Source organism: Streptomyces sp. NBC_00523 (assembly GCF_036346615.1).
Lineage (GTDB): Bacteria > Actinomycetota > Actinomycetes > Streptomycetales > Streptomycetaceae > Streptomyces.
Map to the genome: position 1 here is coordinate 61,497 of NZ_CP107836.1, position 13,015 is coordinate 74,511.

At 70.7% G+C, this 13,015-nt stretch carries 13 protein-coding genes and 1 pseudogene; 5 read left to right on the plus strand and 9 right to left on the minus strand.

What is annotated here, in order from left to right:
- Nucleotides 1-365: 365 nt before the first annotated feature.
- Nucleotides 366-914 (minus strand): annotated as a pseudogene (locus OHS17_RS00345) (transposase); the annotation flags it as partial.
- 476 nt (nt 915-1,390) lie between these two features.
- A complete protein-coding gene (locus OHS17_RS00350; RefSeq protein ID WP_330315118.1) occupies nt 1,391-1,966 on the minus strand; it encodes a TetR/AcrR family transcriptional regulator C-terminal domain-containing protein in 576 nt (191 codons plus the stop codon).
- A gap of 82 nt (nt 1,967-2,048) precedes the next feature.
- On the opposite strand from OHS17_RS00350, the gene OHS17_RS00355 reads away from it, so the two are divergent.
- Together OHS17_RS00355 and OHS17_RS00360 are read left to right on the plus strand one after the other, a co-directional pair.
- Nucleotides 2,049-3,296 carry an FAD-dependent monooxygenase gene (locus OHS17_RS00355; protein ID WP_330310493.1) on the plus strand — a complete coding sequence of 416 codons (1,248 nt, stop codon included), beginning with the start codon at nt 2,049-2,051 and terminating at the stop codon, nt 3,294-3,296.
- 94 nt (nt 3,297-3,390) lie between these two features.
- A complete protein-coding gene (locus OHS17_RS00360; protein ID WP_330310494.1) occupies nt 3,391-3,522 on the plus strand; it encodes a hypothetical protein in 132 nt (43 codons plus the stop codon).
- Nucleotides 3,523-3,621: 99 nt separating this feature from the next.
- Here the strand turns inward: OHS17_RS00360 and OHS17_RS00365 are convergent, their stop codons facing one another.
- From OHS17_RS00365 to OHS17_RS00375, 3 genes are all read right to left on the minus strand, one after another.
- Nucleotides 3,622-4,458 (minus strand): prephenate dehydratase, encoded by an 837-nt coding sequence (locus OHS17_RS00365; RefSeq protein WP_330310495.1) that lies wholly within the window; start codon nt 4,456-4,458, stop codon nt 3,622-3,624.
- A 476-nt stretch (nt 4,459-4,934) separates the two neighbouring features.
- Complete coding sequence (locus OHS17_RS00370) at nt 4,935-5,792, minus strand: aldo/keto reductase (protein WP_330310496.1); 858 nt, start codon at nt 5,790-5,792, stop codon at nt 4,935-4,937.
- Complete coding sequence (locus tag OHS17_RS00375; RefSeq protein ID WP_330310497.1) at nt 5,789-6,223, minus strand: cupin domain-containing protein; 435 nt, start codon at nt 6,221-6,223, stop codon at nt 5,789-5,791. The genes OHS17_RS00370 and OHS17_RS00375 overlap by 4 nt, the downstream gene beginning before the upstream one ends.
- A 245-nt stretch (nt 6,224-6,468) precedes the next feature.
- On the opposite strand from OHS17_RS00375, the gene OHS17_RS00380 reads away from it, so the two are divergent.
- From OHS17_RS00380 to OHS17_RS00390, 3 genes are all read left to right on the plus strand, one after another.
- On the plus strand, nt 6,469-7,353 hold the full coding sequence (locus tag OHS17_RS00380; RefSeq protein ID WP_330310498.1) for a helix-turn-helix transcriptional regulator: 885 nt from the start codon (nt 6,469-6,471) through the stop codon (nt 7,351-7,353).
- Nucleotides 7,354-7,604: 251 nt separating this feature from the next.
- Nucleotides 7,605-8,132: a peptidylprolyl isomerase gene (locus OHS17_RS00385; RefSeq protein WP_330310499.1), complete on the plus strand. Its 528-nt coding sequence runs from the start codon at nt 7,605-7,607 to the stop codon at nt 8,130-8,132.
- Between the two features lie 87 nt (nt 8,133-8,219).
- On the plus strand, nt 8,220-9,206 hold the full coding sequence (locus OHS17_RS00390) for an aldo/keto reductase (RefSeq protein ID WP_330310500.1): 987 nt from the start codon (nt 8,220-8,222) through the stop codon (nt 9,204-9,206).
- A 13-nt stretch (nt 9,207-9,219) separates the two neighbouring features.
- On the opposite strand, the gene OHS17_RS00395 is transcribed toward OHS17_RS00390, so the two are convergent.
- The 4 genes from OHS17_RS00395 to OHS17_RS00410 all read right to left on the minus strand — a co-directional run bounded on the left by OHS17_RS00395 (nt 9,220) and on the right by OHS17_RS00410 (nt 13,011).
- Nucleotides 9,220-11,052, minus strand: coding sequence for a N,N-dimethylformamidase beta subunit family domain-containing protein (locus OHS17_RS00395; RefSeq protein WP_330310501.1), 1,833 nt, complete (start codon nt 11,050-11,052; stop codon nt 9,220-9,222).
- A 65-nt stretch (nt 11,053-11,117) separates the two neighbouring features.
- Nucleotides 11,118-12,545, minus strand: a complete 1,428-nt coding sequence (locus tag OHS17_RS00400) for a condensation domain-containing protein (protein WP_330310502.1) — start codon at nt 12,543-12,545, stop codon at nt 11,118-11,120.
- Nucleotides 12,542-12,808, minus strand: coding sequence for an acyl carrier protein (locus tag OHS17_RS00405; protein ID WP_018104796.1), 267 nt, complete (start codon nt 12,806-12,808; stop codon nt 12,542-12,544). Before OHS17_RS00405 ends, OHS17_RS00400 begins: the two co-directional genes overlap by 4 nt.
- Nucleotides 12,805-13,011 carry an MbtH family protein gene (locus OHS17_RS00410; RefSeq protein ID WP_018520704.1) on the minus strand — a complete coding sequence of 69 codons (207 nt, stop codon included), beginning with the start codon at nt 13,009-13,011 and terminating at the stop codon, nt 12,805-12,807. The genes OHS17_RS00405 and OHS17_RS00410 overlap by 4 nt, the downstream gene beginning before the upstream one ends.
- Nucleotides 13,012-13,015 lie beyond the last annotated feature (4 nt).

A 13,015-nucleotide genomic window follows, 5' to 3' on the forward strand; every position in this document is an offset into this window, starting at 1 on the left:
GGCTGGACGTCAGGACGCCGCCTGAACTGCAGGAGTCTCTGGAGGCGTACTGCGGTCGGTGACTCGCGGAATCCGGTGTCCACGTGCAAGTGCCCGCTCTCACAGTGCGGCCAGGGCTCCCCCGTCGGCCACAACAACGGCCCGCCGACCGAGCTGTCCCTGACCGAAGGTGACCCCGGACGCGGATGCAGACGTATCGCAAGACGCGCCAACGGAGCAGTTCCGGGAAGACCGCCGTGACGTCGACGGGCCGCGGCGGAGTGGTTCGTACGAAACTCATGCGGGTGATCCTGTCACCAAGCACCGACAACGGAAGCTGGAAGAAAGAGGTCGTTTTCACCCAATCCCCATCCCTATATCGGATATTATGCGGCGTTCTCCGGGTCGCGCCAGGAGATGGTGCTCTCGCTGGTGAGGCGGCGGGCCACGAGGCTGGTCATGGCGAGGTGGATCACGGCTTCGGAGCGTGCGGGAGGTCTTCGTAGTCGAGGGCCAGGCGACGGTTCAGCAGAGCCAGCCGTAGGCCCGCTCCACCGCCCATCGTTCGGTATCGGGGGAAAGCCCCTGGTCTCGGGCTTGCGAGCGGTACTCTCCATGTCGACGCCGAGGGTCGCGGCTTGCTCGACGAGGTGATGGCGGCAGTCGCCGTCGACCCAGATCTTGCCGATGCCCGGGTGTTCGGCGGCGACCTGGTCCAGAAGGTGGGCGCCGGCGATGGAGTCCCGCACGCCGGCCGCGGTCACCAGCACGGCAAGGAGGAATCCGAGCGTCTCGGTGACGATGCTCCGCTTCCTGCCGACGTTCTTCTTGCCGGCGTCGATGGCCTGGCTCGAGGCCGGAATGCTGTTGGAGGTCTTCACGCTCTGGGCCTCGATCAGACATGCCGATGGTTCACCGTTCCTGCTCTCCTTTCTCCCGGCGAGATCGTCTCTTCCCCTGCGGGGAAGAGGTGTCGCCAGAAGGAAAGACTGGCCCAAGGCCCCTGGTCTGCAGTGCATGAGTTCGACTCCTTGCAAGTCCACCCTTCGGGCAACCGCTTGAGCAACCAGCCGCCGTGCAACGATGCCGACGCGCGAGCGGTCCGCACGGACGCTTCAGCAATGCGGCCTGCTCTGTCTCGGCCAGCCGCAACGGGCTGATATTCAGCAACCTCGCCGCTCGCGGGGCAGTCACGCTCGTCGACCAAGTCGATCACAACCGGATGACCACAACTGGCTGCTGGGCGCGAGCTTCGTGGTGGACGTGCGGCGCGTTCGGCCGACGGCTTCCGACAGGGGCTGCGGTTCAACTTCTCGTGCTGGCGGCCGTGTGGGCCGCGCGACCACTGGGATGTCTCACCCTCGATGAGACGGGCCCCGAGGTGTGGTGTCCTGACCTCACCCGTCGGCGGTCAGTGGGCGGTGTCGGGAGCAGCGGTGTGCTGCTCGAGGCCGCCGAGGATGAGCGCGAGGCCCGCCTCGAAGGCGGCCTCGTGATCGAGTGCGGGAACATCGTCCGGCAGGTTCTCCGGGGCCGGCGCGTCGGCGTCGGCCTGCTCCTCCAGGACACATCCGACGGTGAAGCGGCCGGCGGCCAGCATCGCCATCTGTGCGTGCCGCTCGGGTACGCCGGAGGCCATCAGGAAGGTCATCTTCCGACGGATCCGGTCCAGATCGCCGGTCGGCCTGCTGCCGGCGTGCAGGCGGGCGCCGTCGCGGCGCAGCAGCAGGGTGCGGCGGAAGCTGCGCGAGTTGTCCAGGAACCAGCTGCGCCAGTCGTCCCCGAGCTCTGGCAGGGCGGCGTGGGCGTGCGGGGCCATGGCCACCTCCGCCATTGCGGCCAGCAGGTCCTTCTTGGTCTTGAAGTGGTAGTAGAGCGAAGGCTGCTCCACACCCAGGCGTTTGGCCAGTCGCCGAGTACTGACGTTTTCCAGGCCCACGTCGTCCAGCAGGTCCAGCGCCTCAGCGACGGCGGTCTCACGGTTCATCTTCGTCACGTTGACAATCTATCGGTGATAGAAGAATCTGGAAAGCCAGAACCGATCACTGATAGATTTTGGAGTGTGGATCATGACGAACAAGATCGCGAAGCGTTCCCTGCGGATCCTGGTGGCCGGCGGCGGCGTTGCGGGGCAGGCGCTGGCCTTCTGGCTCACGCGCGATGGGCACACGGTGACGGTCGTCGAGCGGTCCCCAGCGCTACGCGCCTCGGGGGCGCAGGTGGATCTGCGAGGGCAGGGCATCGAGGCGGTGGAGCGCATGGGGCTGCTTCGGGAGGTGCGCAGTCGGCTGGTGGACGAGGCGGGCGTGGCGTTCGTCGATTCCTGCGGGAAACCGAGAGCAACGATCATGGCCAACACCTCCGGCAAGGGCCGCCAGACCCTGACATCGGAATACGAGATCATGCGCGGTGACCTGGTGCGCATCCTGCACGAGGCGACGAAGGACGACGCCGAGCACGTCTTCGGAATGAGCGTTGACGGATTTGACCAGCACTCCGACCGCGTCACCGCGCACTTCTCTGACGGGACCTCGGGCGAGTACGACCTGCTGATCGGCGCGGACGGGCAGGGCTCGCGTACCCGCGGGGCGCTGCTGCCGCCGGGCTACGATCCGTACTGGCGTGTGGGTACCCACATGGCGTACTGGTTCGTGCCGCGGATTGCCTCCGACACCAACCTTCGCGACACCTACATGGTCCCGGGCGGGCGGCAGATCATGCGGCGCAGCCACAACGCGACCGAGACCCAGGTGTACTTCGTGATGCGCGAGAAGTCGGCGGAAGCGACCGCGATCCATCGCGCTCCCGTCGAGCAGCAGCAGGCGTTCTGGGCCGAGCGGTTCAAGGACGCCGGCTGGCAGACCGAGCGGTTCGTCACGGGGATGAAGGACAGCCCGTTCTTCTACTCCCAGGAGATCGCACAGGTCCGCATCGACAGCTGGTCCAAGGGGCGGGTGGTCCTGGCAGGGGACGCCGCGCACTGCGCCTCCCCTTACAGCGGCATGGGTATCTCCGGCGGCCTGGTCGGCGCCTACGTCCTGGCCGGGGAGGTCAACCGGAACCCGGCCGACCTGCCGGCCGCGCTGGCGAACTACGAACAGGTCCTGCGGCCCTTCGTCGACGAGATCCAGGGAGAGGTCAACCCCCGCATCCTGCGCGTGGGCATGCCCCTCAGCAAGCACGCCATCAGCGCGTTCCAGAGCGTCACCGCGCTGGCCTGCTTCCTCCACATCCCCGACGTGGTCGCCCGCATGTCGAGGAAGGACCGCGGCGGCGACTGGCAGCTCCCGGCCTTCGCCAACGCGTACGCCGCCTGAGCGACGGGCCTAATCCACCCTTCGATCCTGAGCCAGCCTGCGAGACCAGAGCCGCACCTCTGTCCGCTGGCGGTTGCCAACGTATCGCAGCGCCGTGTCAGCAGGTGGTGACAGCCAAGCTGACGACGTAGTGCTCCTCGACCATCCGGTTCGGGAAGACCTCAGCCAGGAGGTCGCGCTCCTTGCCGCCTTCGCCCAGGCCGTGGTCGACGCCGACCACCTCTGAGCCGGCGGCGCGGGCCAACCGCCGACGCCGGGGCCTCGCGCCGTCGTCGGGTGGCCGTTCCCACTACCGTACGAACCGGTGAGAACGAGCGGTCCCCGGTCAGTCCTTCAACCGGTGCGGATGAGCCGGGTAGACGCCCAGGACACGCACCTCGGAGGAGAAGAACCGCAGTTCCTCCAGGGCGAGGGCGACCCGCTGCTCGTCGGGGTGGCCCTCGGCCTCGACGTAGAAGCGGCTCGCGTTGAGCCCCGCGCCGATCTGATAGCTCTCGATCTTGGTGAGGTTCACCCCACCGGTGGCGAAGCCGCCGAGTGCCTTGTAAAGCGCGCTCGGGATGTTGCGCACGCTGAAGAAGAGGCTCGTCATGGTCGGCTGTCCCGGGTCCGGGGCGGGAGCGGGCCTGCGGGAGAGGACCACGAATCGCGTGGTGTTCTCCGGGTCGTCCTCGACGCCGGCGCGCAGGACGTCGAGGCCGTGCAGCCCGGCCGCGGCAGGCGGTGCGAGGGCCGCGTGCCGCGGGTCGCCCAGTTCGGCCACCTCACGCGCCGCTCCGGCGGTGTCGTCGCAGACCAGGGTCCGCCAGTCGCCCTCCCGCAGGAGCTTGCGGCACTGCCCCAGGGCGTGCACGTGGCTGCGGACGCACTCGACCCTGTCCAGGGTGGCGCCGGGGACACCCATCAGGTCGAAACGGATGGCGAGGAAGTACTCGCCGACGATGAACAGCCCGGACTCCGGCAGCAGGTGGTGCACGTCGGCCACGCGTCCGGCCGCGGAGTTGTCCACCGGGATCACGGCAAGGTCGGCGTCGCCGAGGGCCACGGCGTCCAGGGCCTGCTCGAAGCCGGTGCACGGGTGTCCCGAGGCGTCCGGGTACAGGGCGCGTGCGGCGGTCGCCGAGTTGGAGCCGGGTTCACCCTGATATGCGACGGTCGTCACCGCGTTCAGCCTTCCTGAGGGACATCCTGTCGTGGGGCGGCGGAAGCTCTGTTGCGTACCGTGCCCGTTGAAGTATCCGTGAACTCGCCTTCTTCACGCTCACCCGGGGGTGCCTGCGGCACCGCGGCCGTCCGTCGGCCCGTGGGTCGCCGACGGACCGTGCCGGAGAGCCGCTGGTGAGGGCCGAGGAGAGCATTTCGTATGCGGTGGGCACGCCGTTCACACGTGTGAGGCGTCCGGATGTCGGCCCTACTTCGTGACGTGGCACCTTGTCGGGATCCGGTCTCATGGTCTGGGTGGGTGTGCGGGACGGTGGCGACGACAACGTATCTGTCACGGCTTTCACCGCGCGGCCCGCCGCGGACGACAGTCGAATGACTGAATGTCCGTCTCTCACGGTCGAGCCCCCGCACCACGCCAAGACGGCCAACAGTGGGTACCCCGGACGTGGTGCGTGGCGGCCGGCGGGTGCGGTTCTACTTGCCGCTGTAGACGGGGAAGGCGGCGTGCTCGCCGTAGTCGCGCTCGTCGAGGGTGCGCAGGGTGGCCATGTCGTCCTCGGAGATTTCGAAATCGACGTCGGCGTTGGAGCGCATGTGCTCGGGGTTCGCGGTCTTCGGCAGCGGCTGGGTGCCCAGTTGCAGGGTGTAGCGGATGCAGAGCTGCGGGACGCTCACCTGGTAATTCTCGGCGATCGTCTTGATCCGGCGGCTGTCGAGGAGCGTGCCGTGGGCGATCGGCGAGTACGCCTGTACGAGGATGTTGCGCTCCTCGCAGAAGGCCAGCAGCTCGTCCGGGGTGTTCCCGGCGTGCAGGAGCACCTGGTCCACCTGCGGTGCCACCGTTCCGTGGGCGAGGATGTTCTCCAGGTCGGACGGGAGGAAGTTCGACACTCCGATGGCGCGGACCTTCCCTGCCTTGTGGGCGTCCTCCAGTGCGCGCCATGCCTGGCGGTTGCCCTCGGCGTAGTCGCCGCCGCGGAAGTCGTCCCACGGCTGAGGGGCGTGGATCAGCATCAGGTCGATGTGGCCGATGTCCAGCTTGGCCAGCGACTCGTCGATCGCAGCGGCCGCCGTGTCGTGGTCCTTGATCTCGGCGGCCAGCTTTGTCGATACGAACAGGTCCTCGCGCGCCACGCCGGAGGTGCGGATGCCTTCTCCGACGCCGCGTTCGTTGCCGTACGCCTGTGCGGTGTCGATGTTGCGGTAGCCGATCTCGACTGCGGCGCGGACGGCTGCGGCTGCCTGGTCGTCGTCGATGAACCACGTGCCCAGGCCGAGCTTGGGGATCTCGACGCCGTTGGAAAGGGTGTAGGTCTCGTTCAGGATGCTCATGCGTTCTCTCCGTTCTTGGGCAGCCGGCCGTACACCTCGTCGGTGACCGGCTCCAGCCATTCGTTGCCGACGTCGTCTCCCGGCGTGATGAGGGCGAGGTGGGAGAACCACGCGTCGGCCTTCGCGCCGTGCCAGTGCTTCGTGCCCGCCGGGACGCGGATCACCGTGCCGGGGGTCATGCTGACCGGGTCCTGGCCCTCGGCCTGGTACCAGCCGCTGCCGGCCGTGCACAGCAGGATCTGGTCACCGCCGCCACCGGTGCCGTGGTGGATGTGCCAGTTGTTGCGGCAGCCCGGCTCGAAGGACACGTTGCTGACCGGGACGCTCCCGCCGGTCAAAGGGGCGAGGTAGCTCTGCCCGACGAAGTTCTCGGCGTAGGCGTCATTGGTGTCCCCGAGCGGGAAGATCTGCTCGAAGTCATGGTCGGCCATGTCGGGTGTCTCCTTGATCATTGTGATTGCCGACGGTCGTGCGCCCCGTCTGCGCTTTGGCTCGCGAGGTCCGCCGGGACCGGTGAAAGCCGGTGGCCGTCGGTGTCGTCCGAGCGAGGTCTGCCGCCCCGGGAAAGCACCACGTCATCCAGATAACCCGCTCTTCGCGCGGGGAGCGAGACACCATCAAGGGGTGTACTGCCAGTACATCCCTTTGGACGCGGGCGGGACGTACCGTCGGAGGCGTGGACAACCGAGAAGAGGTCCGCGAGTTCCTGACCTCGCGGCGAGCCAAGATCACTCCCGGGCAGGCCGGCCTGCCCGCCGGGAGCCGCCGACGGGTACCGGGCCTGCCTCGCAGCGAGGTCGCCGCGCTCGCCGATGTCAGCGTGGAGTACTACGCCAAGCTGGAGCGCGGCAACCTCGCCGGTGTCTCCCCGGCCGTCCTCGAAGCCGTCGCACGCGCCCTCCGTCTCGACGACGCCGAGCGGGCCCACCTGCTGAACCTGGCGCAGGCCGCCGACGGCTCCGACGCCCTCACCCGCCCCCGCCGCCGCGCCGCGCCGTGGAAGGCGCACCGCAGCCTGCAATGGGTCCTGGACGCCATCACCGCCGGCCCGGCCTTCGTCCGCAACGGCCGCATGGACCTGCTGGCCACCAACCAGCTCGCCCGTGCCTTCTACGGCGACGTCTACGCCACCGCCGGCAACCAGGCCAACCTGGCCCGGTTCCAGTTCCTCGACCCCGCCTCCCGGCTCTTCTTCCCCGACTGGGATCAGGCCGCCGACGTCGCCGTGGCCATCCTGCGCACCGAAGCCGGCCGCAACCCCCACGACAAGGACCTCCACGACCTCGTCGGCGAGCTGTCCACCCGCAGCGACGAGTTCCGCACCCGCTGGGGCGCCCACAACGTCCGCCACCACGGCACCGGCACCAAACGCTTCCACCATCACACCGTCGGCGACCTCACCCTCGCCTACGAAGGCCTGGAGATGGCCGCCGCACCCGGTCTCACCCTCACCGTCTACACCGCCGAACCCTGCTCGCCCCACGAAGAGGGACTCCGCCTCCTCGCCTCCTGGGCCGCCACCCAGAACCTCGGCTCGCCTGCGGAGCGGAGCGCCGACTGACTAGACTGCGACCGCTCCGAAATCTGACGATCTTCTGGAGGGTGTGCAGGATGAACCGAGGCCTCATGACCGCGCTGGCGGCACTGACGTTGGTCGTGTCCGGGGGCGGCGTCACCGCCTCCGCTTCCGAAGCCCCGCCGCGGACCACGCACGGGCCTTGCCAGTACTCCCAGACACCGGACGACCCGGCGGCTCGGCCGGTTCCCCTGCCGCCCGACCCGCGGCACACCCCCAGTCGCGGAACGGTCGATATGGCTGTCCCGACCAGCCAGGGGCCGCTGCCCCTGCGTCTGGACCGGGCGAAGGCGCCTTGCACCGTCCAGAGCTTCGTGCACCTGGCGCGCCACCGGTTCTACGACCGTACGGTGTGTCATCGGCTGACGGCGTATCCGACGCTGAAGGTCCTGCAGTGCGGCGACCCGACCGGCACCGGCGAGGGTGGACCGGGGTACGCGTACAAGGACGAGCTGCCGGTGGACTTGCCGCCGGCGCCGACTGATCCGACCGGCGCCCGTCGCGTCTACGGGCGCGGCTTGCTGGCGATGGCCAATGCCGGGCCGAACACGAACGGTTCGCAGTTCTTCGTCGTCTACGGTGACTCCGCACTGCGGCCGGACTACACGGTGTTCGGCACGGTCGGCGCCGCCGGTCTGAAGACGCTCGACAAGATCGCTGCCGGCGGAATCGAGCCGACCGCGGAGGACCCGGCCCCTGTCGACGGCACGCCCGTGCTGAGGACCGAACTGCGCAGCGTCCGGGCTTCCTGCCGGCTCTCATGAACCTGTCCCGGCCCCCCTTGACTTCGAGAGCACTCCAGGAGGCAGACTCGCCGCCGAAGCTCCAGGCACCCTTCGAAAGGCACCCGCATGCGCTACCGCACCATCGGTCAAAATCCGGACACCCGCCGTGAGGTGAGCGTTCTGAGCCTCGGTGCCATGCGGTTCGGCACCACCACCGACGAGGCGACCTCGTACGCGATCCTCGACCGGTACGTCGAAGCCGGCGGTACCTTCATCGACACCGCCAACAACTACGCGTTCTGGGTCAACGGCACCCAGGGCGGTGAGAGCGAGCGGCTTCTGGGACGGTGGCGGCGCAGCCGGGGCGTGGGCGACGGGATCACGATCGCCACCAAGCTCGGCGGCCGCCCCAATCACCCCACCTCGACCTTCACGAAGGACGTCGAGAGCCTCACGGCGAAGACGATCCGGGAGTCGGCCGAGCGCAGCCGGGACAATCTCGGCACGGACAAGCTGGACCTGCTGTACGCGCACATCGAGGATCCCCGCGTTGCCCTGCAGGAGACGGTGGAGGGTTTCGCCGCCGTCGTCGCCGACGGCACGGTGGGCCTGCTGGGTGCGAGCAACCATCGTGTCTGGCGCCTGGAGCGTGCCCGGGCTCTCGCGGCGGCCGCGGGTCTGCCCGGCTACGAGGTGCTGCAGTACCACCACAGCTACCTCCGCCACCGCACCGACGAGCCCACGCTCCGCTCCCCCGACGGCGACCTGGGGGTCGCCTCCGGCGACCACCTCAGCTACCTCCGTGAGGACCCGTCCCTCTGCCTGGTCGCGTACTCCCCGCTCCTCAACGGCAGCTACGGCCGTACGGACAAGCCCTTGGACCCCGGCTACCAGAACGCGGGCACGGCTGCCCGGCTCACCGCCCTGGCCGAGGTCGCGGCGGAGACGGGAGCCACGCGGAACCAGGTCGTCCTCGCCTGGCTGATGGGGGGCCAGATCCCGGTCATCCCCCTGGTGGGCGCGTCCTCGGTGGCTCAGCTGGAGGAGAGTCTGGCGGCGGTGGACCTCGACCTCACTCAGGACCAGCGGGCGAAACTGGACGCCGCGCATTAGGCCCCTGTCCGGGTCATGAGCGGCGCGGCGGTCCATGGCTGACGAGGAGGCCGTCCCGCGTCGCCGCCAGCAGTCGTCCCGCGTACGAGGCGAGCGCCCTGGTGACCGGGAAGGGGCCCGCCGGTTCGAAGGGGGTTTTGGTGACGACCGGCGGGCGGGTGAGCAGCCCGTCCGGGCCGGTGGCGTAGAGACGCGCGTTGAGCACGGTCAGCGAGACCGCCCCGCCCGCGGGGCCCAGCACCGTCCACGGCGCGTCCGGGTGCGGTGCGGGCCGCCCGTACAGGGTGTCGTCGTGCGGGGTCACCGCGAACAGCGTGTTGTCGCACATCGCCAGCGCCGTCGTGCCGACGGGGACCTCGCCCACCGGGGTCCAGGGTGCCGGCCCGGGCACTGGGTCGCGTACGAGCAGCCGGTCGTCGGTGTCCACGGCCAGCAGGGCCAGCGGCATGGGGTGGCATGCCTCGCGCGGGGCGGCCAGGCACCGGATCCGCGGCGCGGGCCCCGGGGCCGGAGGGCAGGCGGCCCACGGCAGGTTCTGCTCGGACGGCTCACGGTGGAGCAGGGTCTCGCCGTCCTCGGAGACGGCGAAGAGCCGCCCTTCGCAGGCGGCGAGCGCCCGCAGCCCCGGTGCCTGCCCCACGGCGTGCCAGGCGTGCTGCGGAGTCCATCCGCCGAGCCGGTCCAGCACGTTGCGGGTGATCCGGTCCACCACCGGATCGGCCAGCGCCCGGCCCCAGTTGATGGTGGCGGCGTTGAAGACCGTACCGGCGCCCAGCCGGAAGACGCCCATGGTGGCCCAGCCGCCCTGCCCGTACGTACGCCAGTGCCGCAGGTCGGCGGTGGCGAGCACGGTGAACGAGCGCGGGGTGCCGTCCCGGCCCGTGGCGCGGGGCACCCCGGCCGACCAGTCGAGATCGGCGGCGTCCGTCTCGTACCCGAGGGCGCCCCGGGCGAAGGTGTCCCCGTCGCGGAGGCCGGTTCCTTCGAAGACCCAGTGGCCGGCGAACCGGACCGTGTAGGACTCGCGGCCGATGAGGCCCATGCCCGCGCCCCAGGAGCCGGCGCCATTGCGGAAGCTGACGCCGGTCATCGCGTTCTCGGGGCGGTCGACGGGCGAACTGGACCACTCGACAGTCGTGAGGCGGGGGTCGGGGACGGGGTCGGACGCGGCGTCGCGATGGCAGACCATCGTGCGGCCGCCGTCCTCCAGGCGCATCTGCCACCAGGCTGTGTTGCCGGCGAAGAAGGCGAGGTTGCCGCCCCGGCGGGCGAAGGTCTCGACGCTGTCGCGCATCCCGGCCGACCAGTACTCGTCGTGCCCGTTGACGACCAACAGCCGATAGGGGGCGAGGAGTTCTTCTCCGTCGTCCAGGTCGAGACCGGAACAGAACTCGACCGGATAGCCGGCCCCGGGCAGCCAGCGCAGCAACGGCTCCTCCCAGCGCTCGGGCGGCGGGCCCCCTCCCGGGTCGGTGAAGGACACCCGGGCGGCGCGGCCCGGTTCCTCGGCGTAGTAGAGGCTCCGGCCCGGCTGCCCCGCGCGGTGGTAGGCGCGCCAGGTGGCGAAGGGGATGGAGACGAGCACGGACGAGGTGGTCGCGGGCCGGGCCGCGCGCACGACGAACCACACCTCGTGTTCGGCGTCCCGCTCCGGCTCCGGCGTCTGCGGACGGGCGTCGTGGAACCGGGCCACGTACAGCGAACTGGGCCAGTCGTCCGGGATGTCGAGGGTCCACTCGGTGCCGTGCACGGACGCGCGGGCCATCGGGCGCCCGTGCACGGCGTCGGAGACGACGACGTGGCCGGTGAGCGGGGCGCCCTCGCCGGAGGTCACAGCGAAGCGCATGAACCCGCCCTGTACGCAGGACGTCGTCCCGGCACGGGCGAGGGGTCTCGGGGCCGGTTCGGCGCTCACCGGGCGGCCTCCTCGGTCTTCGTGAGGAGTGCGGGCAGCTCCGTCAGAAGGGGCGGGTTTCCGGCCGACGCGGTCACGACGACCTCCTCGATGGCGCGCAGGTGGGCATGGATGGTGTGCGGTGGCAGATACGCGGTGTCGGCGGTCAGAGTGACGGTGAGCGCGCTGTCGTCCCCGCTCACGTGCAGGCAGTACCGGCAGGCCACCCGGTCCTGGGTCGCGGGGAAATCCAGGACGCCGCGGCGGCTGAGCGCGGCGTCCTGGTCCGGGCACGGCGCGGGCCGGGGCGCCGCCGGGCGCTCCACCAGGCGCATGTCGTTGAAGCAGCAGTACGGATGGACCTCGGTGCCGCGCTCCGCGGACATCCGGTCCAGCAGGGCGTCGAAGTCGGCGGGGTCGTAGGAGGCGGCGCGGTATCCGGCGAGCGCGGCCGGCCAGGCACCCGCCAGCAGATCCGTGAAGTCGGCGTCCGGACCGGCCTCGTCCATGCGCAGGATGAACAACGCGTCCTGGGACAGCGTGCTGACCAGGGTGCGGTGGCCCTCGGCCGCGCGGTTGCCCGCGATCGGCATGACCGCCGCGACCTGGTGGCCCTGACCGGCGGCGACCAGGGCGGCCGAGGCGGTCAGCAGCACGGTCGAGCCGCTGACCCGGTGCGCGGCGGCCAGAGCGTCGATGGCCCGGGGAAGCGCGGCGGAGACCAGCCGGCCCGTCCAGAAGCGGGGCGTGCTCGGCTCGGCGACCGGTGCGGGGAACATCGTCGGGGACGCCGCCCGCAGCCCCCTCTCCCAGTGCGCGAGCGCGGCCCGGCCCGCGCGGTGGCCGGCCGGGGACGCCTGATGGCGCGCCAGGTCGAGGGGGTTCGCGGCGCAGGCCGGACCGGCCGACCCGCGGCGGGCGAGCAGCCGCAGGTCGCGGACCAGGACCTCGGCGGCGTGCCCGTCGGCTGCCAGATGGCACAGCGCCAGCACGGCGTGCGTGATCCGCCCCGCGTGCCGGACGGCGCCGAACCGTACGGGCCACTCGCCCGCGTAGGCGAAGCGGTGGGCGGTCAGCGACGACAACAGGGCGTCGGCGGCCGTCGCCGCTTCCTGCGGATCGTCCGCCTCGACGACACGGACCTCCACCCGCCCTTCGCCGTGCAGGCGTTGGCGCGGCTCCCCGTCCTCGTCCGCGATCCGGGTGCGCAGCGCTTCGTGGCGGACGAGGAGCGCCGTGAGAGCGTCCGTCAGCCGGGGCAGGTCCACCGGTGCGCCCCGGTCGGCGAGCGGCAGGACACGGCCGATGTTGAAGTAGTGGTCGTTGGGCCGGGTACGCCCGATCGCGTTCCAGATCGCGCGCTGGCCCCAGGTCAGCGGGGCATCGCCGCTCCGGCCGCCCGCGAAGGCGAAGGACGCGGTGGTCTGCGCCGTCGTCGCCGTCACTCGGTGCCCTCGGCGGCCAGAGCCCGCACCCGGGCGGTCAGGCCCGCGAGACCTTCGGTGTACAGCGCCCGGTCGCCGAGGTCGATGAGGACGCCGTACTCCGACTCCAGACTGTCGGCGAGCCGCAGCAGGGACAGCGAGCTGACGCCGAGCGCGGCCAGGGGTTCGGTGGAGTCCATGAGCTCCGCGGCGGCGAGCCGGCCATCGGTGGCCCGTTCGACGAGCCGGGCGACACTCTCCGGGGTGGGGGCGGGCGCGGTCACCGGGCGGCCTCGTCGGCCAGGCGGCGGCGCAGGCTCAGGGGGCGGATGTCCGGCCACACCCGGTCGACGTGCGCGACGCATTCCTCCTCGGTGCCGGTGAAGCCCTCCGCCCGCCAGCCCGCGGGCAGTTCGGCGCCCTCCGGCCAGAGGGCGTGCTGCTCCTCGTCGTTGACGGCCACGAGGTAGCGGCTGGGTTCGGTCATGGTG

Bases quoted from the DNA above. Each gene is read 5' to 3' on its own strand.
- OHS17_RS00355 (WP_330310493.1), top strand. From the start codon at position 2,049: ATGACGAACAAGATCGCGAAGCGTTCCCTGCGGATCCTGGTGGCCGGC.
- OHS17_RS00385 (WP_330310499.1), top strand. From the start codon at position 7,605: ATGGCTGTCCCGACCAGCCAGGGGCCGCTGCCCCTGCGTCTGGACCGG.
- OHS17_RS00410 (WP_018520704.1), bottom strand. From the start codon at position 13,011: ATGACCGAACCCAGCCGCTACCTCGTGGCCGTCAACGACGAGGAGCAG.
- OHS17_RS00395 (WP_330310501.1), bottom strand. From the start codon at position 11,052: ATGCGCTTCGCTGTGACCTCCGGCGAGGGCGCCCCGCTCACCGGCCAC.
- OHS17_RS00350 (WP_330315118.1), bottom strand. From the start codon at position 1,966: ATGAACCGTGAGACCGCCGTCGCTGAGGCGCTGGACCTGCTGGACGAC.
- OHS17_RS00370 (WP_330310496.1), bottom strand. From the start codon at position 5,792: ATGAGCATCCTGAACGAGACCTACACCCTTTCCAACGGCGTCGAGATC.
- OHS17_RS00375 (WP_330310497.1), bottom strand. From the start codon at position 6,223: ATGGCCGACCATGACTTCGAGCAGATCTTCCCGCTCGGGGACACCAAT.
- OHS17_RS00390 (WP_330310500.1), top strand. From the start codon at position 8,220: ATGCGCTACCGCACCATCGGTCAAAATCCGGACACCCGCCGTGAGGTG.